23 protein-coding genes are annotated in these 25231 nt (G+C 62.2%); 15 read left to right on the top strand and 8 right to left on the bottom strand.

Going from position 1 to position 25231, the window contains the following annotated elements:
- Window positions 1-754: 754 nt before the first annotated feature.
- Both istB and istA read right to left on the bottom strand, forming a co-directional pair.
- Complete coding sequence (istB, locus tag SSPN_RS0111020; protein ID WP_010694453.1) at window positions 755-1558, bottom strand: IS21-like element helper ATPase IstB; 804 nt, start codon at window positions 1556-1558, stop codon at window positions 755-757.
- Window positions 1555-3084, bottom strand: coding sequence for an IS21 family transposase (gene istA / locus SSPN_RS0111015; protein ID WP_202798806.1), 1530 nt, complete (start codon window positions 3082-3084; stop codon window positions 1555-1557). Before istA ends, istB begins: the two co-directional genes overlap by 4 nt.
- Window positions 3085-3685: 601 nt before the next feature.
- Between istA and SSPN_RS54560 the strand changes: the two genes are divergently transcribed.
- Entirely contained in the window at window positions 3686-4354 is a 669-nt protein-coding gene (locus SSPN_RS54560) for a Rossmann-fold NAD(P)-binding domain-containing protein (RefSeq protein ID WP_143539473.1), read from the top strand.
- Window positions 4351-4971, top strand: coding sequence for a ribonuclease D (locus SSPN_RS50780; protein ID WP_010694450.1), 621 nt, complete (start codon window positions 4351-4353; stop codon window positions 4969-4971). Before SSPN_RS54560 ends, SSPN_RS50780 begins: the two co-directional genes overlap by 4 nt.
- A 42-nt stretch (window positions 4972-5013) precedes the next feature.
- Here the strand turns inward: SSPN_RS50780 and SSPN_RS54555 are convergent, their stop codons facing one another.
- A complete protein-coding gene (locus tag SSPN_RS54555) occupies window positions 5014-5223 on the bottom strand; it encodes a hypothetical protein (RefSeq protein ID WP_101376403.1) in 210 nt (69 codons plus the stop codon).
- A gap of 823 nt (window positions 5224-6046) precedes the next feature.
- On the opposite strand from SSPN_RS54555, the gene SSPN_RS0111000 reads away from it, so the two are divergent.
- The 9 genes from SSPN_RS0111000 (at window position 6047) to SSPN_RS54550 (ending at window position 11435) form a co-directional block, all read left to right on the top strand.
- On the top strand, window positions 6047-6829 hold the full coding sequence (locus tag SSPN_RS0111000) for an ESX secretion-associated protein EspG (RefSeq protein ID WP_083821669.1): 783 nt from the start codon (window positions 6047-6049) through the stop codon (window positions 6827-6829).
- Window positions 6830-6890: 61 nt separating this feature from the next.
- On the top strand, window positions 6891-7316 hold the full coding sequence (locus SSPN_RS0110995) for a PE domain-containing protein (RefSeq protein WP_029535207.1): 426 nt from the start codon (window positions 6891-6893) through the stop codon (window positions 7314-7316).
- Entirely contained in the window at window positions 7313-7882 is a 570-nt protein-coding gene (locus SSPN_RS50775; protein WP_083821667.1) for a DUF3558 domain-containing protein, read from the top strand. Before SSPN_RS0110995 ends, SSPN_RS50775 begins: the two co-directional genes overlap by 4 nt.
- 12 nt (window positions 7883-7894) lie before the next feature.
- Entirely contained in the window at window positions 7895-9145 is a 1251-nt protein-coding gene (locus SSPN_RS0110985) for a PPE domain-containing protein (protein WP_010694439.1), read from the top strand.
- Window positions 9146-9182: 37 nt separating this feature from the next.
- Window positions 9183-9491 (top strand): YbaB/EbfC family nucleoid-associated protein, encoded by a 309-nt coding sequence (locus SSPN_RS43385; protein WP_010694438.1) that lies wholly within the window; start codon window positions 9183-9185, stop codon window positions 9489-9491.
- A 6-nt stretch (window positions 9492-9497) separates the two neighbouring features.
- Window positions 9498-9800, top strand: coding sequence for a hypothetical protein (locus tag SSPN_RS0110975; protein ID WP_010694437.1), 303 nt, complete (start codon window positions 9498-9500; stop codon window positions 9798-9800).
- 4 nt (window positions 9801-9804) lie between these two features.
- A complete protein-coding gene (locus SSPN_RS0110970; protein WP_010694436.1) occupies window positions 9805-10122 on the top strand; it encodes a hypothetical protein in 318 nt (105 codons plus the stop codon).
- 34 nt (window positions 10123-10156) lie between these two features.
- Window positions 10157-10825 carry a WXG100 family type VII secretion target gene (locus SSPN_RS0110965; protein ID WP_083821666.1) on the top strand — a complete coding sequence of 223 codons (669 nt, stop codon included), beginning with the start codon at window positions 10157-10159 and terminating at the stop codon, window positions 10823-10825.
- Between the two features lie 4 nt (window positions 10826-10829).
- Complete coding sequence (locus tag SSPN_RS54550; protein ID WP_143539474.1) at window positions 10830-11435, top strand: hypothetical protein; 606 nt, start codon at window positions 10830-10832, stop codon at window positions 11433-11435.
- Window positions 11436-11548: 113 nt separating this feature from the next.
- Here SSPN_RS54550 and SSPN_RS0110960 read toward each other — a convergent pair whose 3' ends face one another.
- From SSPN_RS0110960 to SSPN_RS0110950, 3 genes are all read right to left on the bottom strand, one after another.
- The gene (locus tag SSPN_RS0110960; protein WP_010694432.1) at window positions 11549-11782 is read right to left on the bottom strand and encodes a hypothetical protein; all 234 of its coding nucleotides are present in this window, start codon (window positions 11780-11782) and stop codon (window positions 11549-11551) included.
- Window positions 11783-11913: 131 nt separating this feature from the next.
- On the bottom strand, window positions 11914-12144 hold the full coding sequence (locus SSPN_RS0110955) for a hypothetical protein (RefSeq protein ID WP_010694431.1): 231 nt from the start codon (window positions 12142-12144) through the stop codon (window positions 11914-11916).
- Window positions 12145-12146: 2 nt separating this feature from the next.
- Entirely contained in the window at window positions 12147-12389 is a 243-nt protein-coding gene (locus tag SSPN_RS0110950; protein ID WP_010694430.1) for a hypothetical protein, read from the bottom strand.
- Between the two features lie 340 nt (window positions 12390-12729).
- Here SSPN_RS0110950 and SSPN_RS0110945 point away from each other — a divergent pair, with 340 nt between their 5' ends.
- The 4 genes from SSPN_RS0110945 to SSPN_RS0110930 all read left to right on the top strand — a co-directional run bounded on the left by SSPN_RS0110945 (window position 12730) and on the right by SSPN_RS0110930 (window position 22248).
- Window positions 12730-13596, top strand: a complete 867-nt coding sequence (locus tag SSPN_RS0110945) for a helix-turn-helix domain-containing protein (protein WP_237710510.1) — start codon at window positions 12730-12732, stop codon at window positions 13594-13596.
- 23 nt (window positions 13597-13619) lie between these two features.
- Complete coding sequence (locus SSPN_RS0110940; protein WP_029535205.1) at window positions 13620-13817, top strand: DUF397 domain-containing protein; 198 nt, start codon at window positions 13620-13622, stop codon at window positions 13815-13817.
- Between the two features lie 216 nt (window positions 13818-14033).
- Window positions 14034-18851, top strand: a complete 4818-nt coding sequence (locus SSPN_RS0110935) for a DEAD/DEAH box helicase (RefSeq protein ID WP_010694427.1) — start codon at window positions 14034-14036, stop codon at window positions 18849-18851.
- Between the two features lie 130 nt (window positions 18852-18981).
- Window positions 18982-22248: a DEAD/DEAH box helicase gene (locus SSPN_RS0110930; protein ID WP_010694426.1), complete on the top strand. Its 3267-nt coding sequence runs from the start codon at window positions 18982-18984 to the stop codon at window positions 22246-22248.
- Window positions 22249-22617: 369 nt separating this feature from the next.
- On the opposite strand, the gene SSPN_RS0110925 is transcribed toward SSPN_RS0110930, so the two are convergent.
- Window positions 22618-24192, bottom strand: a complete 1575-nt coding sequence (locus SSPN_RS0110925; RefSeq protein WP_203218594.1) for a restriction endonuclease — start codon at window positions 24190-24192, stop codon at window positions 22618-22620.
- Window positions 24193-24542: 350 nt separating this feature from the next.
- Window positions 24543-25226, bottom strand: a complete 684-nt coding sequence (locus SSPN_RS0110920; RefSeq protein ID WP_044573788.1) for a DUF2637 domain-containing protein — start codon at window positions 25224-25226, stop codon at window positions 24543-24545.
- Window positions 25227-25231 lie beyond the last annotated feature (5 nt).

Raw genomic sequence — 25231 nt, 5'->3', positions numbered from 1 at the left:
CTGGTCGGAACGGGTGCACCGGGTCGGCGTTCGGACGGGCGTGCACAGCAGACTGCGGCCGTTGCTCCGGGTGAGCGTGCAACTACCACCAACGGCAGGCCGGCGATCACGCCGGATTGCGATCTCGGGCGGCCCGGGCTTGCCGAAACCATTTTGCCACAACGTCATTCGCCTGATCGGTGGTTGTGCGCGACATGCGGTCGACTTGCCGTGGCGGTCGGTGCCCGTGTGAATTATGGGGAAACGTGGTCGCGTTGACGCCGAGTTTACTCGCCAGTAAGTTTTCGGGTCGCCGCGCGGCTCGCACCTTTCGTTCACCGATTCCGCGAGGTGAGGCGAACGAAGTCCGGTCTTCGTGCAGCCGCGCCGCATCCGCTGCGGTCATCGCCGCGGCCACGGCGCAAGCGCTGGCGCCGCAAGCCTCGGGCGGCGGCACCCAGGCCACCGCCGAGCGGCTCGACACCCACCGCGACACCCCTGAGAACATCGGCACGGCCCTGTTCGACACGGGCTACTTCAGCGAGGACAACCTGCGAGGACAACCTGCGAGGACAACCTGCGAGGACAACCTGCGAGGACAACCTGCGAGGACAACCTGCGAGGACAACCTGCGAGGACAACCTGCGAGGACAACCTGCGAGGACAACCTGTCGCCTGCCAGCCTGAAGGGACCACCGGTTTGCCATGAGCATGGGACCGGGTTGCGTCCGGTCGCGGGCCGTGTGCTGATGGTGTCCGACGACCGGGCTGTTGGTCAATCCGAGCTGGCTGGTGTGCCGATCTGTGGCTTCTGCCTCTGCCGGTAGGACTCGCCCTCGACGACGAGTTCGTAGGCAGCCGACTGGAGCCGGTCGATGGCGGATTGGGCGAGTAGCGGGTCGGCCATCATCGTCAGGATCTCCGGTGGCTCGCGGTTGCTGGTGATCATGGTGGAGGCGCTGCGGTGGCGCTCGACGATGAGTTCGTAGAAGTCGCTGGTCTCGGTCGCCTCGAGTCGTTTCAGTGCGAGGTCGTCGATGATCAGCAGGTCGACTCGGTGCAGCTTGCGCATTTCCTCGTCGTAGGAGTTATCCAGCCGGGCGGCCTTAAGCCGTTTGAACAGCTTGTCGGCGCGTTCGTGGTGCACGGTGTGCTTGCGGCGCACCGCGATGTGTCCGAGCGCGTGGGCCAGGAACGTTTTCCCGACGCCCACCGGCCCCATGATCAGCACGTTGTGCGCGTCGGTGAGGAACCGCAGTGAGGTCAGCTCGGCCCATAGTTCCCGGTCGAAGACGGCCGGGGTGTTCTCGTCCCAGGCTTCGAGGATCATCTCTGGGTCGAGGTGGGCCTTGCGGGCGCGCTGAGCGATGGCTTGGCGGTCTCGGCGGTTGACTTCGTCGGCGAGCAGGAGTTCGAGGAAGTCGTGGTGCGGCAGGTGGTTCTGCCGTGCCAGCGCGAGCCGTTCGGGCAGGGTGTCCAGCAGCCGCCCGAGCTTGAGCCTGCGCAGGAGCGCCTTGAGCTCCGCGGACGGCTCGATCGGTTTCGCGTTCGCGCCCTGGGCGCGGCGGGCCGTGTTCATGAGCTCCTCCGGACCGCGAAGTCGCCGGTATCACGGACAAATCGCGATGCCGTGCCGGGCTGCGGTGTGGTGGCCGGAGGCGCCTCGGTGAGGCCGCGGGTGAGCATGCGGTCGATCAGGCCGACGTTGACCGCTTCGGCTTCCAGGGCGCGGCGGCAGGCTTCGTCGACGGCCTCGGCGTTGTGTCGGCGGATGAGGCCGAGCAGCCGGTAGACCTGCCGCATCTTGGTCCAGGGCAAGGGGTGTTCCAGCACTGCCGCCGCGTAGGCGCCGATGTGCGGGCCGTGGACGGATGCCTTGCGCTGCAACGCTTCCAGGTCGCGGGTCGCATAAGCGGTCAGCTCGGCGGGCAGGTCCGCGGGATCGGTGTGCCGGCGGCCGGGCTCGACGACGGGGTGGACCTTGATCAGCTCGCCTCGCCAGTAGAGCTTCACCGTCCTCGTGTCGACGCGGGCGGTCAGCCGCTGCCCGACCAGATCACCGGGAACGCTGTAGAGAGCCCGGTTCAGCTGGACGTGGCGATCAGGGGCGACCTTGGGGTGGGCCCAGGCCGGGATGTCGAACTCGGTGTCCGGCAACGGTTTCAGCTTCGGATGCTCGTCCGTGGCGAACACCTCGGCCGGGTGTAGCCGGGTGGTGCCGTGCACCCGCATCCCCGCGACCTCCCGACACCACCGTGCCGCCCGTTCGCGGCAATCATCGAGGTCCCGGAATTGTTCTCCGGCAAAGAAGTTCGACCTCGCGTAGGGAACGCAGCGCTCGACCCTCGGCTTGTCCTGCGGGCTGCGGATCCGGGCCGGATCCACCACGAACCCGCGAGATTCGGCATATTCACGGAACGAGTCGTTCAACCTCGGCTCGGTCGCGTTCGCACGGTCGACGATGGCCTTCATGTTGTCCGGGATCACCACGGCGAACACGCCGCCGAAGAACGTCCACGCCGCCTCGAACCCGGCGATCACCTCGCCGAGGGTCTCCCGATGGGTTGGATAGACGAACATGTGCCGCGAATACACCGCGGTGAAGATCAGCCCCTTCACCACCCGGCCGCGCCCCTCGGCATCGGTCAGCAGGCCGAGCCGACCGAAGTCGACCTGCACTTCGCTACCGGGTTCGCAATCGGCCACCCGCACCGTCACGCGCCGCTTCCCGAACCCCAACTCCGTTCTCGCGTAACGGTTCAACGTCCGATACGACACCACCACACCACGGCGCCCGAGCAGAATGTGGATCTTCGTCAGGGTCAACCCCTGATCCAGCCACGCCGTGATCTGCCCGGACTGCGCCGCGATGGTCTCCCACGCCTGGCTCTTGCCGTTCGGACGCTTCCTGCGGACGCCGGCGATCACCGCCGTCAGCAGCTCATCGGTCAACTGACCGGCACCACCCTCACGGTCCACCCCGCACGATTGCGCCCTCTCCACATACCGGCGCACGGTCTTGCGATCGGTGCCCGACAACCGGGCCACCTCCCGCAGACCTCGACCCTCCAGCCACAGCCGGAGCATCTCCCTGATCTCGATCACCGAAACCTCCCGGTAGCTCATTCCGCCAATACGAGCGGCCGAGCGACCGGAAACCCCGCAGCCACGCCGGGCGGTCCCATAACTGGCAAACCACCAGCCCAGACGGTCCCATCAGTGGCAAACAGGTGGTCCCATGCTCCTGGCAAAACCGGCTCTGAGGTGGTCCCTTACTCCTGGCAGCCGACAACCACGCCGGGCGGTCCCATAACTGGCAAACCACCAGCCCAGACGGTCCCATCAGTGGCAAACAGGTGGTCCCATGCTCCTGGCAAAACCGGCTCTGAGGTGGTCCCTTACTCCTGGCAGCCGACACCGGGGGTCAGTGATCCTCCAGTCACGCGATGCGACAAGATAGGCGCGTATCAACTGGGAGTTCGAGTCCAACTGGCGTCCTTGTCAGTAAGGAAAAGTACTGTCGCCCACATGAACACTGGAGGAGACCATCAGCACTCAGCGCCCACACCCCAGCCGCACGGTTACCACGCTGCAAACATGGCTAATCGCCATTGGGGCATTAATACTAGGAATATTGATACTAATCATTGCAAACAACTTGGAATGGGCAATAAAAAGACCCGGGATCCAAGGGGTTGCCAATAATGTGGCCGGAACACTGATTGCGTCAGTAGCTCTCGTGGCAATATGGGAATTAATAGGAAAAAGATCGTTCCGAAGAGAGATTCTAGAAACATCGAAGTATGCATCCGACATGGACCTGGCTGCCGTTTCCCACATCGGAACTAACTACCTCCGCGAGCCAGACTGGGACGAACTTTTCAAAGGAGTTGATCGATTTGACGTTTTCCTTGCTTATGGCAGTACCTGGCGGCAATCAAATTTGACAAACCTAGAAAATTTGGCCAGAAAAAAGGGCGTCAAGATTCGCGTCTTCTTGCCGGACCCTGACGATCAGCACACAGTAAACACCCTAGCCACAAGATTCAATTACACACACGAAAAACTGATCAACCACATCAATGAAGCGAAAGAGGAATTTTCCGCTCTTCCTGCATCCAAAGACGGAAGCTTGGAGATTTTCTTCCGAAAAGGAGATGCGCTTTTCAGTTGCTATAGATTCGGATCAGTTGCCGTCCTCACCCTGTACTCGCATCAAAAGAGGAGAACAGGAGTGCCTACCGTCGTTTGTCAGCAGGGCGGCTCGTTGTACGACTTCCTGGTGCAGGAGTTCGACTCGATCCACCGTCAAAGTCGTAGGGTTTTCCCAGTTAGCAGCGATACCTTGGAGAAACCTTCAAAGGAGGCGATATGACTCAGACACGCCTAGCAACAAAGGACATTGATTTCCCACTTCTTGAGTTCTATGCAGCATCAAGCCATGTAGCATGCGACATAGAGACTACAGGACTCGACTGGGATAGCGACCGTATTGGGACCTGTCAGCTGCACTCGCCCGAGGCGGGGACCACAGTTATCCAGATTGGACAAAATCGACCAGATAACCTATGTAAGCTACTAGAGAACGAGAATGTTGTAAAGATCTTTCACCATGCGCCATTCGACCTCAGGTTCATGATTAACAAGTGGTCATTAACGCCGACTAGCATTGAATGCACCAAGGTAGCATCCAAAATGCTGAAGCCAGATGCTCGTCAAGATAGGCATAGCCTCCAGTATCTACTAAGAGACGAACTTGGCGTCAACATTGATAAGACCGAGCGCATGAGCGATTGGACAACCTCCAACCTCACCGAAGCCCAGGTCGCCTACGCCAGCAGTGACGTATTACATCTGATTCCACTCGCAAGAACACTCAAAACAAAACTAAATAACGCCGGACTGTTGGAAATATATAAAAAGTGTTGCTCATTTCTTCCACTGCATGCGGAGATAAAGATCAGACGCTGGCCCGACCTTTTTTCTTACTGAGAGACTATCGGAAAATTAATTATTGTTTTTCGGCGACCATTCTCACAGCGTCCGGCGCCCCTGACGGCCCTTTTCGATAAGCTTGTTCATGCCCTGCGCTATCTCACGATCACGCTCATTGGTGGCGTGCAGGTAGATCAGTGCCGCACGCTCGCTGGCGTGGCCATCCGGTGCATCAGCTCCGCGTACTGGTGCCTGCCGACGACGCGAGGTGATCACCGGTGTGCCGGAGGTCGTGAAAGTGGAAATCATCGGGGAGCCACGTGGCCTCCTTCGCGTCGTCCCACTTTACCGCGCGCCGGAAGTTGCCCCGCCGGAGTCGACCACCCGGCTTCCCCAGGAACAACAGCGCGGCCGGATCGGCATCGACCCAGCGCCCCAGGTGCTGACGCAACTCGGGGATCACCACAGCGGGGATCGCTACCGTCCGGAATCCAGCCGACGACTTGGTCGGCCCTTCGTCGCCCGGCCAACAGCAGCAGCTTCCAGCGGCAGACGTCCGACTAGCGCCGAGCCTGCCGGGCTTGGTGCCGCTGGTCTTGGTGCTCGCTGCCGCACCGCTTCCGGTCCTCCTTTACGACGTTGCGGAGGCTGCGCCGAACAAGGGCTAGCCAATGTAGCGCAGCGGAGGTCGTGCGATCAGCGTGCAATAAGCAAGGGTCAACAGCGGTTATCCGCAGACATGACGGCCACTATGCGTGTGCCGCTCAGCGGCCGTCCATCCAGGCCCCCGCCCTATCTCCTGAAGCGGGTGTCGCAGGTTCGAATCCTGGCCGCGACGCCCACACGCGGGTGGGAGGGTCGCGCGTGCTGGTCGTGGTCACGGGACAATCGTCGACACGGCGGACACACACCAGCCGGGGCACCCGCATCCCTTGCCTCGTGGGCTGATCGGGTTGCCGGCACGCGCCATGACGCGCTGTGGGGGCCGGCGGTGTCGGCGTACTACGGCCGGTGGCTTCGGCTCCCTGCATAAACCGTGGCCGGCGCACAAAAGGAGACCTGGTGGTTGGACCATTTGAGTGAGATTGTCCGCTTAGAGAGAGGTTGACGTTCGACTCGCCCACGGTGGAGCCTGTTCGGGCCACTCTGGTACGGCGCAGGACTCGCACAACAGGGGAACGGCGAGGAACGCCTGGTCTCGCCCCCTCGACTGCTGCAGTACTTCCCCGACCTCGGAGAACCCGACAATCACGTCGCCGAATGGGAAAAAGCCCAGGGCAAGGCGCGAGCGCGCGGATGGATCAACCGCGCCGGCGAAGCGGTTGGGTGGGTCGCCGATACCATGCGACTGTTGGCGCATGCTTCGACCGAGGCCGACACGCGATTCGCGCCGAAGCGCGGCAAACACGTCCGCGGGCTGGTGTCGATCTCCGATGATCAGGCCGTCCGGACCCGGGTTGAGGGCCGCAAGGTCCGTATTGATCCCGTGTGGCCGATCTCGGCATACAGCGCTCTGGTGGGTCTCTGGCCAGAGATCACTCCCGCACCCGGGTCGGCAGTAAGCATCCGGCTGGAAGACGCCGAAGCAGCCAGCAAGGCAGCCGCCGAACACAAGGGTCAAGAGCAGGTCAGGGCGACGATCCGCGAACTACGCGCCCGCAAGGTACGCAGTGACGACGCTCGCGAGTACGCCCGCATGGTTTCCGGAGAACGCGTCCACGACGGGGAATTCTCGATCGCGGTCCGCAACAGTCGCGGCAAGCTGCAGACTCCCGACAGCGTCGTGCTTCTCACCGGCACCACCCAGGGTTCTTACCTGCAGTACCTGCGCGGCGAATTTCTCGTCACCGCACCAGCCGACCCGCCACGGGTGGCACGCACACTTTCCGAGCTCATTCAGAAACTACGGCGATGACGCGACCGGACAGCGACGATCACCGCCGGACTTCGCCACTGAGCCACACGAGAGGGGAGCCATGACCGCACCGAATGACCCGGCGGCACAAGCCCAAATTGCCCAAGCAGTCGCCCTGAACCCCATGACGGGGATGTTCCAGATCCCCCTGATCATGGCCGCCGGCGCCGGAACAGCAGCAAGCGGTTTCGAAGTGGCACCTGAAGAGCTCAACGCCGTCAAAGCAGATCTCGATGCCGCGCTCGAAGAACTCAAGCTTGCACGCGAAGACGCGAACGCCTTCCGAGACATCCTGCCTCCGGGTGATGACGAAGTCAGTGTCGATACGACTAACAAGATCATTGAGCACCTGACGACAGGCCCTGGCTCTGCACTGCAAACCGTTGACGACATGGCCCGCTGGGTGAAGGACTTCCGCGACAAGATCGAGGCCGCACAACGCGAGTACGAGCGTATCGACCAAGAAAACGAGATTCAGAAGTCATGAAACGAACAAAGACTGGTCTGGTCATCCTCATTGCAGTTGCATTCGCGGCTGCGGGCTGCACTTCTGGAGGTCCGTCGCAAGGCGATCCCGGTACTGCGTCCCCTCCGCCGCCCTCTGACCCGGCCATGCCAGCGGTCTCGAACCCGAAGAACCTCGACGCAGTCGCAGATCCGTGCCAGCTCCTTACAAGCGAGCAGTTGAACCAGCTGGGCACAGGAGGCGAACCAAGCCACCGCCCCTCGCCTTGGGGTCAGGACACATGTACCTGGGATAACCGCGTGCTTCGCGTGAAGCTCAGCCCGTCGACGACGATGGATCACGGGTTGAAGAGCGCGTTGCGCAGCGTCCGTAAGGAAGCTCCGGACGAACAGGTCGACGGATACCCCATGGTGACAACGCAACCGTTGAGCACCAGCTGCGGCATCTACGTCTCAGCGACACCACAAGACACTTTCGTCGTTGACGTCGACGCGACTGAAAGCGATCGACCAGAGCACCGGGACACGTGTGCCGTGGCGAAGCGGGTGGCGAGCATGGTGCTGTCGAATCTTCCAGCCAAGAACTGAGGGGGTAAGACTGTGTGGCCGTTCAGCCAACCGAAGAAGATCGAAGGGCAGGCGCAGGCCGCGTTCGATCACCCGAAGATCCACCGGGAACTTAACGGTGGTGTGGGGGTTTTGCCGCTGTCGATCGCTGCGGGCAACCTGTCCGGCCAGTTCACTGCGCGCCTGCGGCGCGTTGACGAGATTGTCCAAGGAGCGATCGGCCGCTGCAACAAGTCGTGGACCGGTAGTGCGTCGGAGGCGATGACGCAGGAGTCCTCGCCGTTCCGCAATGTCGTGCAGCAGTCCGAAGAGCTGTCGTCAACGCTGGCCACGGGCGTGGAGGGCCAGAGCGAGCACTTCAGCCGCACGAAGAACACGATGCCACAGCCTCACAACGTGCCGCCGCTGGATCTCGGATTCAGCGACCTGGCACCGACCAACCTCGGAATGAAGCTGGCCGGCCAGGAAATCCACGAGGCCAAGCACAACGAGGCCGAGCAGAAAGCGCGCGAGGATTACACCGCGTACCGGACTTCGTCCAACAGTACCGTCCAGTCTCTACAGCCGTATCCGGCTGTGCCCACATCCGTTTCGGATGTCCGCGTCGCCGAAACACAGCGCCCGAACGCGGTGGACCCGAGCACCAGCTACTCCGGCACTGGTTCATCGACGGCGGCCTCTGGGACGCGAACTCCGCGCGGCGACAGCACAGCGCACACTCCGCCCGGCAATGAACCCGGTTCCGTGCAGCCCGAACAGCCGAGTGCACCGGCTGAATCCGGTTCGGCTTGGGCAAACCACGCTCTCCCGATACCGGGGACCGTCCCACCGCCGAGCACAGGAACCAACGTGCCGCTAGCCGGAGGTATCGGGGTCGGCATCGTTCCTGGAACCGGAGGGACACCGGGCTCCGGAACTGGTCGTGGCGTCGGCGGCGGTCAAGTCGGCCGCGGTGGCTCTGGTGTTGGTACCCGTGGTGGTCCTGGTGTTGGCGGGCGCGGCGGTCTTGGTTTGGGCAGCTCCTCCACTGCTGGAAGCTCAGGCACTGGTTCGGGTGGCGGGCGCAGCGGGGCAGGCGCGTTCGGCGGCGCGGCCGGACCAGGCCAACGCGGACGGAGCGAAGAAGACCAGGAGCACGAGCGCAAGTACATCCGAAACACCGACGAGCACTTCGGTTTCAGCGGCGAGATCGACCCGAACACGGGCCATGCTGTCGCGCCGCCGGTAATTGGTGACGCGGATGCGGAAGTCCGCGAGGTACTCGACGAGGACACCGACTCGTAGTCGCCGTCCCGGAGTTGGCAGGAAACTGGAGGTCGTTGTGTCAGATCTTCCCGACATCGAGGCGATGTTGGCGGAGCTGGACAAGAAGATGAACACCGTGCAGGCGCTGCGGGATGAAGCCGCAGCAACCGCCTACACGGGCTCGTCGGCGGATCAAGCTGTGGTCGCGCGGGTGAACGGGCTTGGAGCGGTTCAGGATCTGTCGATCCCTGATGCCGAACTTCACTCCAGTCACCCATCGGCTTTGGGGGGAAAGATCCTGGAGGCGATCAATTCTGCACGCGCGCAGGCGGTCGATGACTCCAACGCGAAGATGATCGAGGCCCTTCCAGGCTTTGGGAGGTGAAAGACCGTGCCAAAGTACGCATCAGAACGCATCGCTGAAGAGCTGGCCCGAGCACAGGAGCGCTACAACCGGGCGGTGGAGCAGGCCCAGGAGCTGGGCGGGCAACAGGTCGTGATCGACCTAGAAGACGATCTGGGACAGCTCGTGCTGACCGCATACGGACAGCTTGCCGACGTGCGGCTGAACACTGAAGAGCTTCGCTACGCCAACGGGCGGCACCTTGCAGCGGTCGTCACGAGAGCTCTACAGCAGGGTGAGGAGCAGGCACGTCAGCTTCGTGAACCCGAGGAACCGAAGGGCTGGCTCTGATCTGATGAGCGATTACACCGTTGTCCCACAGGCCCTACGCAAGAACGTCACTTTCCTGTACGAAGCCGCCGACGCGTGGGGCAGGGCACACCGAGCACTGTTTGGAATGGAGCTGGACGATTCGGACCTTGGTCTTCTCGGCGGGCCATCCGGAGCGACCAGGAATCACAACTTGGCAGTTGCCGATGCGTTGGAGCGCCTAAAGGAAGGCCAGGAAGTTCTTGAGAAGGCCGCCGAGAGCCTCAAGACGGTGGCTGATGAGTACGAAAGCCGCGATGCCGAGTACTACGAAAAATTCGGCTACATGAGAGAAGGCATCTAAGTTTCGCCGTCGGCGACTGAACGAAAGGCGCATCGTGACCCTACCCGCCGGGCCACTATTTCCGTTTCCTGAAGAGGAAGCGAAGAAAGTTATAGAATACGGACAAAAACTAGGCGTAAGCGCCGTGGCTCAGATGATTAAAACCATCCGTGACATTTTTGGCCATCCGGAGAACATCGCGCCGCGCGTAGACGCCTGGGGGGTTGATGCGAAGGACTCGATCAACGACGCCGTAAGTTCAATTACGAACGCAAGGGCTGACCTCAAGGCATACTGGACGGGTTCAGCTTTTGACAGTTTCGGGGTTTACGTCGATCACCTTGAAAAGGTTTTCAACGCTGCCGGGGAAATCTTCGGAAGTATGTCCGAGCATCTCCAGGATATCGCGGCCACCATGATGGACGTCTACAACGCGGCCGTAACTGCGATTATCAACTGTGCCGCAGTGATTGTCCAGGCTGCGGGCGGAGTAATCGCTAATATCAAGGAGACGATCATAGGAGTCGCCGAGCCAATAGCCAACGCTATCGCTGAATTCATCAGGATCGCGGGCGATGCGATCGCGCGGGCGCAGACAGCGATCGCCGAGTATCGGCGAGCCGGCCAGGATCTTAAGCAGGAGATCGTCGATCTCAAGATTCCGGAAACGATCCCGTCATCGTCTGTTGACGCCGAGGGCTGGGGCGTCCGGAAGAGGAGCTGACATCATGCAGACCAGGTCAAAATTTACTCTCGGTGCGGCCTTAATTACTGCCCCTCTGCTGGTTTCATGCTCAGGTCAGTCGACGGAGCCGGACCCATTTTCTAACATACCGGATGCATGCACCGTGGTCAGTCCACAAGCAATACAGGAGATTGTCGGCGGGGCTAATGGCGAGAAGAACATTGCCCCGATCGCCGGAACGACGGACACGTGTGGGTGGAGCTACCAGGCCGACGACAAGCCGGAACCGTCAGCGCAAGGCGTCGTCCCGTACCGGCGCGGCCTTTCAGTCCAGTTATATCTACACAAATCCGTTGAAGGCTTGGCGGAAGGCAGCGGCGTAAGAACCGCCCAGACCACCTTTTCTACGCTGCGAAACAGTTCGGGCATGGCGGGAAAGGGGACGCTTGACGGTATTGGCGATGAAGCATACGGCCAGTTCGACGATAGATACGGAAAAATCAACTTCCGGCAGGGAAACATCACCGTCGAGATCCGCTACGAGGCAACGGGAGTTTCACCGAACGACACTACAGTTGGCCTTGGGGCTGATGCTAACCGTGCAGCACTAATGAAGGCCGCAACCGACGTCACCCACAATTTAAAGTGACCACGGCTGTGAAGAAGTACCCTGTTCAGACGAGTGGCCGGAGCTGGCATGCTCTGTGCCGATGCGGTCAGCGGCGGCGCCAACGCCGTCTTGAACGAAGTCGCGTGCTCTCCTTAACCTTCAGTCTCGACTGTTCCGTCGAGCTCCGCGTAGGCACACCAAGCACACTTGGGCAATGAGCCGTCCCGCACCGGTGCATCGACTGGGATTCCGATCAGGCCGCACAGTGCCACGACCGTCGATGATTCGGGCTCGTCCTGGTCCACCGGGATGAGGTGGTTCTGTAGTGCGTAGGCGGTCCAGCGGCAGCGCTTCCGCTCGACGCGTTCCTCTTCGGTGATGTCCATTGGCTTCTCCTCGAAGGGGGTGGTGGCCAGGTGCGTCGGGAGTGTCGGGGGTAGCGCGCACCTGGCCACCGGTCTCGGCGCTTACCCAAGGACGTCGTTGTCCTGGGCAGGGGGAGCGCCAAGTTCATGGGTTAGCGGTAGCCGAGCTCGTAGAGGTTTCGGCAGTGGGGACACAGGTCCAGGTCTGGTGCGGGTTCGCCGATGAGGTGGCGGCTGAGTTCTCCGCAGAGAGCAACCACCACCGGCTCGCCGCCCAGCACGCAGGTCAACGGATTCCGCTCGGGAACGAAGTGCCAGGTCGGCATGCCGCGCAGCTCCATGGCGTACACGGTGACCGTGTCTGACGTGACGACGGCAGCCATGATCAGGCGTCCCAGTTCCGCGAGGTTTCGTCCACCAGTGCCTGCAGACATTCGGGGCAGCGCTCGTCGATTCCGTTGCTGCGTGGGGTCTTTCCGTAGGGCGTGGCGAACGGCGCCTTGACCTTCTTCTCGCAAAGGACCTGCACGACATCCCCTTGAATCCAGGCGCCGGGACGGGGCCTCGTCGCATGCCGGACTTTCTCCGCCGGCGGCACAATCCAGAGCGCGTATGCCTCGGTCAGCACGCCGTCTCCTCACGTCGGATTTGGCGGCGCCGACTTGCCGGCCGTGCTCGGTGGTCGGCCCACCAGCTGGCCATGGCCGCGCTGCAGGCCAGCGACCACACAGCCACGGCGGCCCCGATCAGCACCAACATTCCGCTGCACCTTCCACGCTTTCCATGTCGTGACCTGCCCTGCCGCCTTGACCTGTGAGAGAGCGGCAGGGCAGGCGCCAGCAATATCTTCACGACATCAACTGGCGACATCAAGCTATCTCAGTTGATGTCGTGACGACATCGTCCGGCAGGGGGAACATGTAGGCACGACATCGACCAGCAGGCAGACTTGTCGCGTCAGTGATCACGTGGAGGTGCGGATGGCGAACACACCAAGCCCGACAATCCGGCGTAGGCAGCTTGGGAAGGCGCTTCGGCGAGAGCGGGAGAATCGCAAGATCACGCTGAAAGGCGCCGCTGACTGGCTGGACACCACCACGTCGAACCTCAGCAAGATCGAGCTCGGCAAACAGGCGATCAAGCCAAGCCATGTGCGCTTGCTGATGCAGCTGTTCGATATCGGCGCGCCTGAATCCGACACCTACATCCGGCTCGCACGTGAGTCGAACGAACGTGGCTGGTGGGCCAGCTACAGCGACACGATCCCGGAGTGGTTCGAAACCTTCCTCGGCCTTGAGGCAGACGCAGAGGAGCTGCGCACCTACACGGCCGAGCTGATCGACGGGCTGCTGCAGACGCCGCGTTATGCACAGGCCATCGTCCGGACGTACTGGCCGCAAATCTCCGACGACGAACTCCAGCGATCAGCAGACCTGCGTCAAGCGCGTCAGCAGCAGCTGCGGACACCGAATCCGCCGGTCCTGAAGGTCGTGCTCAACGAAGCGGTACTGCGCCGGCCGGTCGGCGATGTCGAGGTATGGAAGGAACAGCTGGAATACCTCGTGGCTGCCGGCGAGCGCGAGAACGTCACGCTCCGGGTACTACCGTTCTCCGCTGGCCCGCATCCGGCGATGACTGCGCCGTTCACGCTGTTCAAGTTCCCTGAGGGCTACGACATGGACGCCGTCTACATCGAGAACGAACGAGGCGCCCTCTGGCTGGAACGTCCGGCGGACCGAGCGCGGTACATCGACGTCTTCGACCGCATCTGCAGCCTCGCGTTGTCTCCGGAAGAGACCTCCCACCTCATCGCTAACCTGGCGCATGACCTGTGAGAGACACACGCTAGGAGCACGACGTGGAGGAGTTAACGCGCGCTGCATGGCGCGTCTCGTCCCGCAGCGGCGGACAAGGACAGTGCGTTGAGGTTGCCTTGACAAGCAACGTCGTAGGAGTCCGGGACACCAAGAACCGCAACGGCGGCACGCTCGCCGTCGCACCCGAGATCTGGACCGGCTTCGTCACAAAGATCAAGCATGGCGAGCTGGACCACTGAAAAGCTGATGGCCCCCACCGGTAGCTGGGGGCCATCGGCTTACGTTGCGAGCAGCGAAAACCTCCGTTTTCCTCCCAGCTCTGCTCTGTTGCCATCAGGGAACGACGCGGGAAGGTGATGTCCCGTCTTCGAGGCCGCACCCGCCGACAAGAACGCCGGCTCGCCGATTTCCGGCCCTCGACCCCGCGGCTACGCATCGTGAGACACACTTAGATCATGCCGACCACGATCACGGATCTCCTCGATGACCTCCGCGCTACGTCGCTGGATGAGAGGGACAAGGGTGACAAGTTCGAGCGGTTGATCGCGGCGTATATGCGGACGGATCCGGAGTGGCAGAAGCGGTTCTCGGACGTGTGGTTGTGGTCGGAATGGCCGGGCCGGAACGGTCGTCCCGACACGGGTATCGACTTGGTGGCGCGCAACCGGGATACCGGGGATTACGCGGCGATTCAGTGCAAGTGCTATGACTCGGACGCCACGATCGCCAAGGGCGACATCGACTCGTTCGTGACGACCTCCAGCAAGGCCGAGTTCTCGCTGCGCTACCTTGTCGACACGGCGCGGGACTGGTCGAAGAATGCCAAGGACGCCCTGGACGGATTGTCGGTGCCAGTACAGCGCATCGACATCCGCTACCTCGATGACGCCAACATCGACTGGTCGCAGTTCTCGTGGTCCACGCCCGAGGTCGTCGTCTCTACGGGCAAGAAGAGCCTGCGCCCACACCAGCAGAAGGCCCTCGACGCGGTCCGAGACGGGTTCGCCGAGCGTGATCGGGGCAAGTTGGTCATGGCCTGTGGGACGGGCAAGACCTACACGTCGTTGAAGATCGCCGAGGACCAGGTCGGTGCAGGCGGCAGCGTGTTGTTCCTTGTGCCTTCGATTCAGCTGCTGTCGCAGACGTTGCGGGAGTGGATGGCCAACTCCGAGGTTGACATCCGCCCGTTCGCGGTCTGCTCCGACGTCCGCGTGGGCCGCAAGACCGTTGACGACGACTCGGGCATGTCGACCATCGACCTGACCGAGCCCGCGACCACTGATGCGGCGACGCTGGCGGCGCGGATGCGGTCAGCTCCGAACGTCGACGGGCGAATGACAGTGGTGTTCGCGACCTATCAGTCCATCGACGTCGTCGCCCAAGCCCAACAACTCGACGTACCGGCGTTCGACCTGGTGATCTGCGACGAGGCACACCGCACGACTGGGGTGACCCTCGCAGGGCAAGACGAATCTGCTTTCGTCCGTGTCCACGACGGCGAATTCCTGAAGGCCCGTCGGCGGCTGTACATGACCGCCACACCCCGTGTGTTCGGCGACGATGCGCGCCGCAAAGCAGATGACGCCAACGCGGCCCTCGCCGACATGGATAAAGAAGCTCTCTTCGGGCCGGAGCTTCACCGGCTCGGTTTCGGCGAGGCAGTCGAAGAGCGCCTGCTGACCGACTACAAAGTCGTGGTGCTTGCGGTAGATGAGCAGTATGTCTCGGAGAACTTCCAGAACGCATTGGCCCAGTCCGGAGAGATCAAGCTCGACGAGGCGGCGCGGCTGATCGGCTGCTGGAACGGCCTGGCCAAACACTTCGGCACCGACGAGCAGGTCACGGATCGCACCCCGATGCGCACCGCGGTCGCGTTCGCCCGCGATATCAACGCTTCTCAGCGTGCAGCCGAAGGTTTCCCGATCCTGGTCGATCGCGTTCTTGAAGACGAAAACCCCGACGACGAGAGTCGGAACCCGCTGCGGGTTGAGGCCCAGCACGTCGACGGCACCATGCGGATCCACACTCGTAACGACAAGCTGGCCTGGCTCAAACAAGAACCAGAATCGAACGTCTGCCGGATTCTGACCAACGCCCGCTGCCTGTCCGAGGGCGTCGACGTGCCCTCGCTCGACGCGGTGCTGTTCCTGACCCCGCGTTCCTCACAGGTCGACGTCGTGCAATCAGTCGGCCGCGTGATGCGCAAAGCACCCGGCAAGGAACTGGGCTACATCATCCTGCCGATCGTCGTGCCGTCCGGCGTCGCTCCTGAGGAGGCATTGCGGGATAACGAGCGATACAGGGTCGTCTGGCAGGTGCTTCAGGCGCTGCGGTCGCATGATGATCGCTTTAACGCCATGATCAACTCGATTGAGTTGAACAAGAGCAAGCCCGACAAGCTCATCATCGACGACGGCACACCACGCGGCGAGAACGAAGCCGACCAGGGCGACCAGCAAGGACAGCAGGGCCAGCAGCTTACGTTCGACTTTGACTTCGATGCCTTCCGCGACGCGATGTTCGCCCGCATCGTGCAGAAGGTCGGCGAACGCAAGTACTGGGAAACCTGGGCCAAAGACATCGCTGAAATCGCCCAGACCCATATCACCCGAATCAACGGCCTGCTGAGAGACAAGACCTCACCCCAGGCGCAGGAGTTCGAGGAATTTGTCGCAGGTCTGCGTGGAAACCTCAACGACTCCATCACCGCAGACCAGGCCGTGGAGATGCTGTCCCAGCACCTCATCACCCGCCCCGTCTTCGAGGCCCTGTTCACTGGCTACGACTTCGCCGCTAACAACCCCGTCGCGCACTCCATGGAACGCATGATCGCGACCCTCGACCAAGCGGGCTTGGCAGCCGAGAACGAGACGATGGAAGGCTTCTACAAGGACGTACGCCGCCGGGTCGAGGGCGTAACCGAAGCCGAGGGCAAACAGCGGGTCATCGTCGAACTCTACGAGCGGTTCTTCGCCGCCGCCTTCAGGAAGACCGTCGACAAACTCGGCATCGTCTACACCCCCGTCGAGATCGTCGACTTCATCCTCCGCTCCGCCGACGAAGTCCTCCAAGCTGAGTTCGGCCAAGGACTCACCGACGAGGGCGTGCACATCCTCGACGGCTTCACCGGAACCGGCACTTTCATGGTCCGCCTGCTCCAGTCCGGGTTGATCAAGCCGTACGACCTGGCGCGCAAGTACGCCGAGGAACTCCACGCCAACGAGATCCTGCTGCTGGCCTACTACATCGCCGCCGTCAACATGGAAACCACCTACGCCGAACTCACCGGCGACCCCCAAGGCTTCCCGGGCCTGATCCTCACCGACACCTTCCAGTCGTGGGAAGACGACGATACCCTAGACCTCGACGTGTTCCCCGAAAACAACGCACGCCTGGAACGGCTCAAGCAACTCCCGATCACCGTCATCGTCGGGAACCCGCCGTACTCGTCGGGCCAGGACTCGGCCAACGACGACAACGCAAACGAGTCCTATACCTCGCTCGACGAACAGATCCGCACGACCTACGCCGACCGCTCCACCGCGACGAACAAGAACTCGCTGTACGACTCGTACATCCGCGCGATCAAATGGGCGACCCTGCGCATCAAACAACGAGCCGGACGAGGCGTCATCGCTTACATCACCAATGGCGGCTGGCTCGACTCCAACACCGCCGATGGCATGCGCAAAACTCTCACCGACGAATTCTCGTCAATCCACGTCTATAATCTGCGCGGAAACCAACGCACTGCCGGGGAGCAGTCACGCAAAGAAGGCGGAAAAATATTCGGCGGCGGCAGCCGCGCCACCGTGGCCGTGACTGTGCTCGTCAAAAATCCGGACAAGATCGGCCAGGCTACCATCCACTACACCGACATCGGCGACTATCTCACCCGTGAGCAGAAACTGGCCAAGGTCGCCGACGCGGGATCACTCACCGGACTCGACACGTACACGATCATACCGAACCAACACGGAGACTGGCTTAACCAGCGACGCGATGACTTCGTAACGTTCATAGGAATCGATGAGATTTTTGACGTATATTCAGGAGGACTCAAGACAAACCGCGATGTTTGGTGCTACTCATCCAGCGTTGCCCTGCTGGAGAAGAACATGAGGAAGCTCATCGCCACGTATGAATCTGATAGGCATGAAGGGCGATCATCAGGAAACGCGACATGGGACGAAAGTCTGATCAGCTGGAACCGCAGCTTGTTGGCAGATCTGGATAAGGGCCGTGAGCGCCGCTTTCGGAAGAGCGCCATTCGGAAGAGCGCCATTCGGCCAGCTATGTATCGACCGTTCGTGAAGCAGCGAGCTTACTTCGATAGGCCACTTAACGACATGGTCTATCGCCTGGAAAGGCTCCACCCGTCACCGGAAACTGGGAACTGGGCTATCTACTTTCCCAATCCTGGATCGATGGCGCCTCCCTTCATGTCGCTCATGGTTGCCGAACTGATCGATAACGGCGCTACGGGATCCAGCGGCGCTAATGAATTCGCTCGCTGGCGATACGAACCGATCGCTCCCGAGGCAGGTACCCTCGCTCTCGCTGTCGAAGACTCTGATGCTGAGGTCATCGACGGTTACCGTAAGGTCGACAACATCACCGACCAGACACTCAAGAAATTCCGCGTGGCGTACGGCAATCAGCAGATCACGAAGGATGACATCTTCTTCTACGTCTACGGCTTGCTGCACTCGTCCGAGTACCGTGAGGCTTACGCCGCCGACCTGAAGAAGTCCCTGCCGCGTATCCCGTTCGTCCGTGGCTTCGTCGGATACGCGGAAGCGGGCCGGAAGCTCAGCGAGCTACACGTCGGCTACGAGTCGGTGGATCCATACCCGCTCGACGGGCTCGACGTGGAGCCGACAGGCGATCCGTACGAATTCTTCGCGGTCGACAGCAAGAGGATGAAGTGGGGCAAGCCCACGCCGGAGCAGAAAGCCGCAGGCGAGAAGCAGGATAAGAGCACGCTGCACTACAACGACCGGATCACCCTGCGCGGCATCCCGGACGAGGCGAACCGCTACATGCTCGGCAGCCGCTCGGCAGTCGAGTGGATCATCGACCGCTACTACATCAAGACCGACAAGGCGTCCGGCATCGTCAACGACCCCAATGACTGGTCCCGAGAGGTAAGCAACCCGCGCTACATCCTCGATCTGGTGGCACGCGTGGTCATGGTGTCGGTCGAGACGATGAAGATCGTCGACGCTCTGCCTCCGCTCGAGGTGATCGAACCCGGCGCGACGAAAGCGTGACGATCGACGAACTCACACAGAAGTGATCCAGGTCGCAATTATTGCCAGATGATGGCTTCCCCGAAGGTCACTGGTCGCATAGTGGGCGATCACGTTTCGTCGCGGTGGTCTTCTCGGATTGGGGCGCTGAGTGGTTGCGGAGGACTCGGAGCGGGCGGAGATCATCCGGTTCTGGCGTGCCGTGGAGCTGTTCAGCCCGCAGTCGGTGAAAGCGGTCAGCCGGGAACGCCGGGTATTCAAGGTCAAGCCGGGACAGCCGCTGCCGTGGGAACCTGATCATGAGCTGGGTCGTATACGACTGCGCCCTGAGCAGGCATGGCGGCACGTAGTCTACGTGGGCGTGTACCCCATGGAGTCGGTGTTCGAGGTGCTGTCGCGGGTGTTCACCCCGGATGCGGACAGCTTCGACGAACGTCCCAACGGGGAGAGCGCGCTCGCGGCGTTCGTGGTCTCCGGCGAGGGGCGCCCGTTGATCGGCTCCGAAGTGCTGTCCAGTTGTGCATGGGCGACGGGCCGCGTGCTGCATCCCGGTCCCGGAACGCCGGGATGGTTGTCGGGATTCGACGCCACCCGCACCGAGTTCAGCGCCGACTTCGAAGACCTCATGGCAGCCGACGAAGACGACGAATGGGCAAAACGGCTCCGTCGCCGCGGCCACGAAGTCGGACGGCCGATCTTCACCGACGAACTGGAGAAATGCCGGGATCTCGCGGCCGAGCTCACCGGGGTCGAGACGGCGCTGCAGCCGGTGGAGATCAGGGTTCAAAGCCAGGTGGTAACCAAGCGCAAGGCGTACGGCGTCGACGGGCACGATTTCCTGAATAGCTTCATCGTCGACGACCTGGCGAAAGTGGCGGAACGAGCTGAAACCGGCGCCATCGGCGGCGCACTGGAGAAATACTTGCGACCGGACGCCGCGCTGGATACCTCGCGCCGCGTCGACGTGCAGAAGAACCTAGACACAGTCCAGCGGGCCACGGCACCGGATCAGGTACCGCTCGGCCGATGGCCGGAAAAGTCCAAGTACCCGTTGGCGCTGAGTCAGCAGCTCGCAGTCGGCTCGGCACTGAGCATGCAGGGCCACGCGGCGGTTTTCGGGGTCAACGGCCCACCGGGAACCGGGAAAACCATGATGTTGCGCGATCTCATCGCTGCACTCGTGGTGCAGCGCGCCTGCCGCCTCGCTGACCTGACGCGTCCCGAGGACGCTTTCACCGGCCAGAAGTACACGTGGAAGACCGGTGACTGGACTCGGGTGGTCCACGAGTGGATACCAGAACTGACCGGGTTCGAGATCGCGGTGGTCTCGTCGAATAACGGCGCCGTCGAGAACGTGACCCACGAGATTCCCGCTGCCGACTCCATCGACGACGCCTGGCGCGAGGCCGCCGCGGAGCTGGACTACTTCCCGTCCATCGCCTCGGCACTGCTGACCGTCGACGAGGAGGACAACGACGCCGAGGAGGACAACGACGCCGAGGACGACGAGCCCGCCTCGCCCGAACAGGCGTGGGCGTTGATCGCGGCGCGTCTGGGCAACAAGCGCAACCGCAGCAGCTTCGTGGACGCATTCTGGTACCGCAAGCCCGAGTCGCTCCCCGGCATCGACGATGACGACGATCCGCTGGCGGGGCTTTCCGCCGAGGATGTCGCGCAGTGCGGAATGTGGACGATCCTGAAAAGCTACGAACGATCCACCCCGTCAAGCACCTGGGACGACGCCGTCGCCGAATTCCGGAAGACCCTCGACGAGGCGTCAGTGATCCAGGCCGACCGCGAACGGGCGCACGCCAACCTGGCACGCAAGACTCGCCTGGACAACGACCTGCGGCAAGCACGCGACGCTCAGTCTCAGGCGAAGCAGACGGAAACCGAGCTGCGGGAACGGCTGAACCAGGTCGAACGCACCGCACAGTCCCATCAGGAGCAGCGCGAGCACCACGTGCAGCGCCGTGTTGAACACCACCAGTTCCAACCCGGACTGATGCAGTGGCTGCTGACGTTGGGCAAGGCGATGCGCGAGTGGCGGGAGCAGGACAGGAAACTCGCGGCCAAGGTCACCGCCGCCGAAGAAGCACTCAATTCCACCTACGACGAACTCGCACAGATCACCCGCGAGGTCGAACTCGCCAGCCACGCCACGGCGGCAGCGCGTCAGACCACCCAACGCTGCGCGGACGAACTCGCCACCGTCACCGCCGCACTGAGCCGTGCTCGCGCCGAACTCGGCGACTTCTTCCCAGACACCGACTGGTGGTCCGATCGGAACCGACGGGAACTCGGTGCGCTGTGGACCGACCCGGCCTGGAACGACGCCCGTACCGAGGTGTTCCTCGCGGCACTGCGTCTGCACAAAGTGTTCCTGGAACACGTTCCCACCCAGATGCGGCAGAGCCTCCACGGTATGGCCGACATCCTCGGCGGCGAGGCACCTCGCGATCTTCCCGAAGACGCCGCGTTGACCGCGTGGCGGTCCCTGTTCTTTGTCGTCCCGGTCATCTCCACCACGTTCGCCTCGTTCGCCCGGCTGTTCTCCCATCTCCAGCAGGAAGCGCTGGGATGGCTACTCATCGACGAAGCCGGCCAGGCTACCCCGCAAGCAGCTGTCGGCGCGCTGTGGCGGAGCAAACGGGCGGTCGTCGTCGGAGATCCGCTGCAACTCGAACCCATCACGACGCTGCCGTTCCGCGCCGAACAAGCCATCCGCACCGATCACGGCGTCGACGAGCAGTGGCTGACCAGCCGCACCTCGGTCCAACGACTCGCCGACCGGCTCACCCTCCTCGGCACATGGCTGCCCAGTGACGACGGCCAGATCTGGGTCGGCTCCCCGCTGACCGTGCACCGGCGCTGCGACCAGCCCATGTTCGATATCGTCAACGCCGTCGCCTACGACGGCCTCATGATCAACGGAACACCGCCGAGCAAAGCGACCGAGTTCGCCGAAATGCATCCGGTGCTTCCTGCGTCGAAGTGGATCGACGTCGTTTCCGACCAGTCGCAGGGGCACTGGATCCCGGAAGAGGGCCGCCAGCTCGACCGCATCCTGAATGCCCTGATCCGGCTCGATGTCGACATGTCCGAGGTCATGGTCATCGGCCCGTTCCGTGACATCGCCCGCCACATCGAGCGACGAGAAGACGACTACCCCGGTCTGACAGCGGGAACCGTCCACACCGCACAGGGTAAACAGGCCGACATCGTGATCCTCGTCCTCGGCAGCGACCCACAGCGCCCCGGTGCCCGCCGCTGGGCCGCCCAGAAACCCAACCTCGTCAACGTCGCCGCCAGCCGCGCCAAACGCCGCCTTTACGTCATAGGCAACCGCAGCGCATGGGCCGAACAGCGACACTTCGACATCCTCGCCCGCCACCTGCCGCACGCCCCGCCCCAGTAGCCACGGAAACGGCCGGCACTGCCCCTTCGTTCATGCCCTTGCGGCCACTGCGAGGAGGATGCCGCTCAGTAGGGCAAACCGCGTCTGCTGTTCGGACCGATGCTCCCGCCGTGCCTACTGCAAGGCGAACCCAGAAAAGGTCCGGGCAGCGAAACATCGTGGAAACCACCAGCGCCGGGCGATGCTCGCCCATGCTGAGCGGTACAGCGCGAGAACATATACTTCAGGCTTTTGTTCCGAGAGATACAATAATTCTCGCATCTGGCGAAATTCCTCCGGGTAATTCGTGACCATCAATGGTCTTGAAATGTCCACACAGTGGCCCTTGATCAACGGATGATTTCGCCTGCTGTTATTAGACAAGAGGATTCACGTCTTGCGTCGCGGGTTCAGGATGCGGGCGGGGATGTTGTGCTGGTGGCAGAGATAGAGTAACCCGGTGCCGTCTATGAGTTGGAGAAGTTTATTGTTTGCGAAGTCCTGGCTGGTTGGGCCGAATCCGCTGGTGGTGATGAGGATTCTCTTGGTGGCGCCCTCGCCGACGACCACGCCGTAGAGGTCACGAACGTGTGTGGGTGCGACGGTCTTGGTGTAGAGCTTGACCTGGATCACATACTTCCCGCCGGTGATGGGGGTGGGGTCGTAGGCAATGCAGTCGATTCCGCCGTCTCCGCTGGCCTTGAACTGTTTCGTGTCGAATCCCATGCGAGTGAAGAGGTTCTGCACAAATGCCTCGAACTCTTTGGAGGTGAGTTCAAGTAGGTTGGGGCGCTTGTCGATATCGCTGATGACGTCGACCGGGTCGACAATACGCGGGTCTGCCATGTTGAAACTTAGGATGGGTGCCACGGCAGCTAGCTCATCAGGATGCTCCGACACCTCCGCGCCGAAGTATTTCTGCACGCACTGCACGGGATTGACACCGTGCAGTTTGACTTGATCGAACTGTTCTCGGGTAGCACGCATAGTGATCAGCTCTGGGCGGATCTCGTGACCGGTCACCGGGTCGATCGCCTCCACGACGCCATTGAAGACGATAGTCGTGACAAGGTTCGCTGGATCGGCAGAAAAGAGCACATGCAATGCACGCAGTGCGATTTGCGCGGCCATCCCGTTATAGATCTGCCGGATTTCGCTGAGCGGCCGGGACTTGCGGATGTCGATCACATCGCGAGACTTGACGTAGGCAAACTCCTTCTCCCGCGGAACTGCCTCGGTCGAGGGCAGTTCCCATTCGATGGCCAGCAGTTCGGACTCGGGCACGTACGCGGCTCGCCGCGTATTGGGAAGCCCAGAAGGGTCCTTGATGCTGTCAAGAACGAGTTGGAAGTACCTACTTACCGCGTGCCGATCCTTCTCACGGACTTTGCGCCGCAAATCCTCGATGGATTGGTGCTGGGTTGCAACGCGTTTCTTTGCTGCTTCCACCTGCTCTGCGTGCTTCGCACGAGCTTCGACGACCCGCTGTTGCCGTGCCGTCTCATCCTGACGATGACTTTCGAGCGCGGCCTCGAAACTCTGCTCGGCGATTGCCTTCTCTCGCTCGTACCGCGCCTGGCCACCGAACATCCGGCTCACAGTGCCGGGAGTATCCGGCGCGAACTGCTCCCATCGAGGCGGCGAAGTCGGCTGCGCGTCAGATCTGAGATCCAGCGTCGGCAGGGACGGCTTGTCCTTCACCGTCTTGAAGTCCAGAGGCCCAACGGGTTTCGACAGCGCCGCAGAAAGGATGCCGGTAAGTTCGGTTACGCGCTGCTCGACGGCTTCGGTTTGCCGCTTCGCCGACTCTTGCTGCTCACGGACATGGTCTTCTTGGCGCTGCCGCTCGTCGGCCTTGCGTTGCCGCTCCTCCTCTTTCCGTTGCGACGCCCGCTCCCGCGCTTCGCGGGCGGCTTGCTGACGCATCCACGTTTCGTGCTGCCGGTTGCTGCGTCGCTGTGGCACGCCCCAGACCTTTCATCCGTGCTGAAATCCTGCACGTGGCACGGTAAAGCCAGGAACCGACAGCGCGGGAGCTTGCTGCTGTGATTACACCAAAGAGATCAACACGCCTGCGGCAGCTCCAAGTCCCGTAGTCTGCTGCGGATTGGCTGAAGGCGAGCGTCAGTGCCTTTGGCAAGCTGTTAAGGCGGTCGAGACAGCCACGGGAGACGATCCCGATTTTTTTTGGCCAACTGCCCGGACGCGGCTAGTCACTTGCATCGAGGTCTACTTGTCTCAGCTGAGGCCAGGTCCTTGCCGTCCACGCAAGAGGTCCCGTCACCTATTTGCGTGCGTACCTCGTGATCGCGCGTTCATCCTGAGCGACTCGGAGTACTGGTTGACCACCCGCGTGTGCGCCACCGGCGCAGAACGCGGCGGCCGTAGTTGTTCGTTCCGGCGATCCGGTCAAGCTCCGCGCCCGTCGGCGTGCGTCCTTTGGCTCGCTCTGTGTGGTAGTAGGCCCACATCCGTTGCTCTGCGGTCGGCTCCGTCTGATGCCGGGACTCGCCCGAGACCTGTGAGAGCGTCACTGGCTGCTCGGTCTCGTCGGCCGTCTCGCCGGTCTCGGTGGTCTCGTTTCGGGTCTCGCCTGTTGTCTCGGTGTGGCGGCGTTTGAGCGCCCTGTTTAGTAACTCGACTGAGAGCAGCAATGCCAGCGATGGGCAGGCCGCGACCGCGATCGCCAGCACACTGAGCACTGGCGCGGCGGCGACGTTGGCGCATAGCGACAGGGAGACGCCGAACAGGAAGGCCAGCCACGCCGACCACTGACCGCCGCCGCGTTTGCGTGCGTGGTGTCCGGTCTTCCATAGCTCGACCGTTGCGCTCATCAACATGCCGTCCACGATCAGCGGCCAGATTGCCGCTGTGATGTCGTCCGCGCCGAATCGGAGCGCGAATTCGCGGCCGTGGCGGTACGAGGCGTAGGCCGAGCCGAAGGCCACCAGTGCGGTGCAGGCGCACTGCAACCACAGCGCCCGGTCCCGTCGGGGCATCTGCG

The sequence above is a fragment of the Saccharopolyspora spinosa NRRL 18395 genome (assembly GCF_000194155.1).
Lineage (GTDB): Bacteria > Actinomycetota > Actinomycetes > Mycobacteriales > Pseudonocardiaceae > Saccharopolyspora > Saccharopolyspora spinosa.
This window is presented reverse-complemented; position numbering and strand designations above follow the sequence as displayed.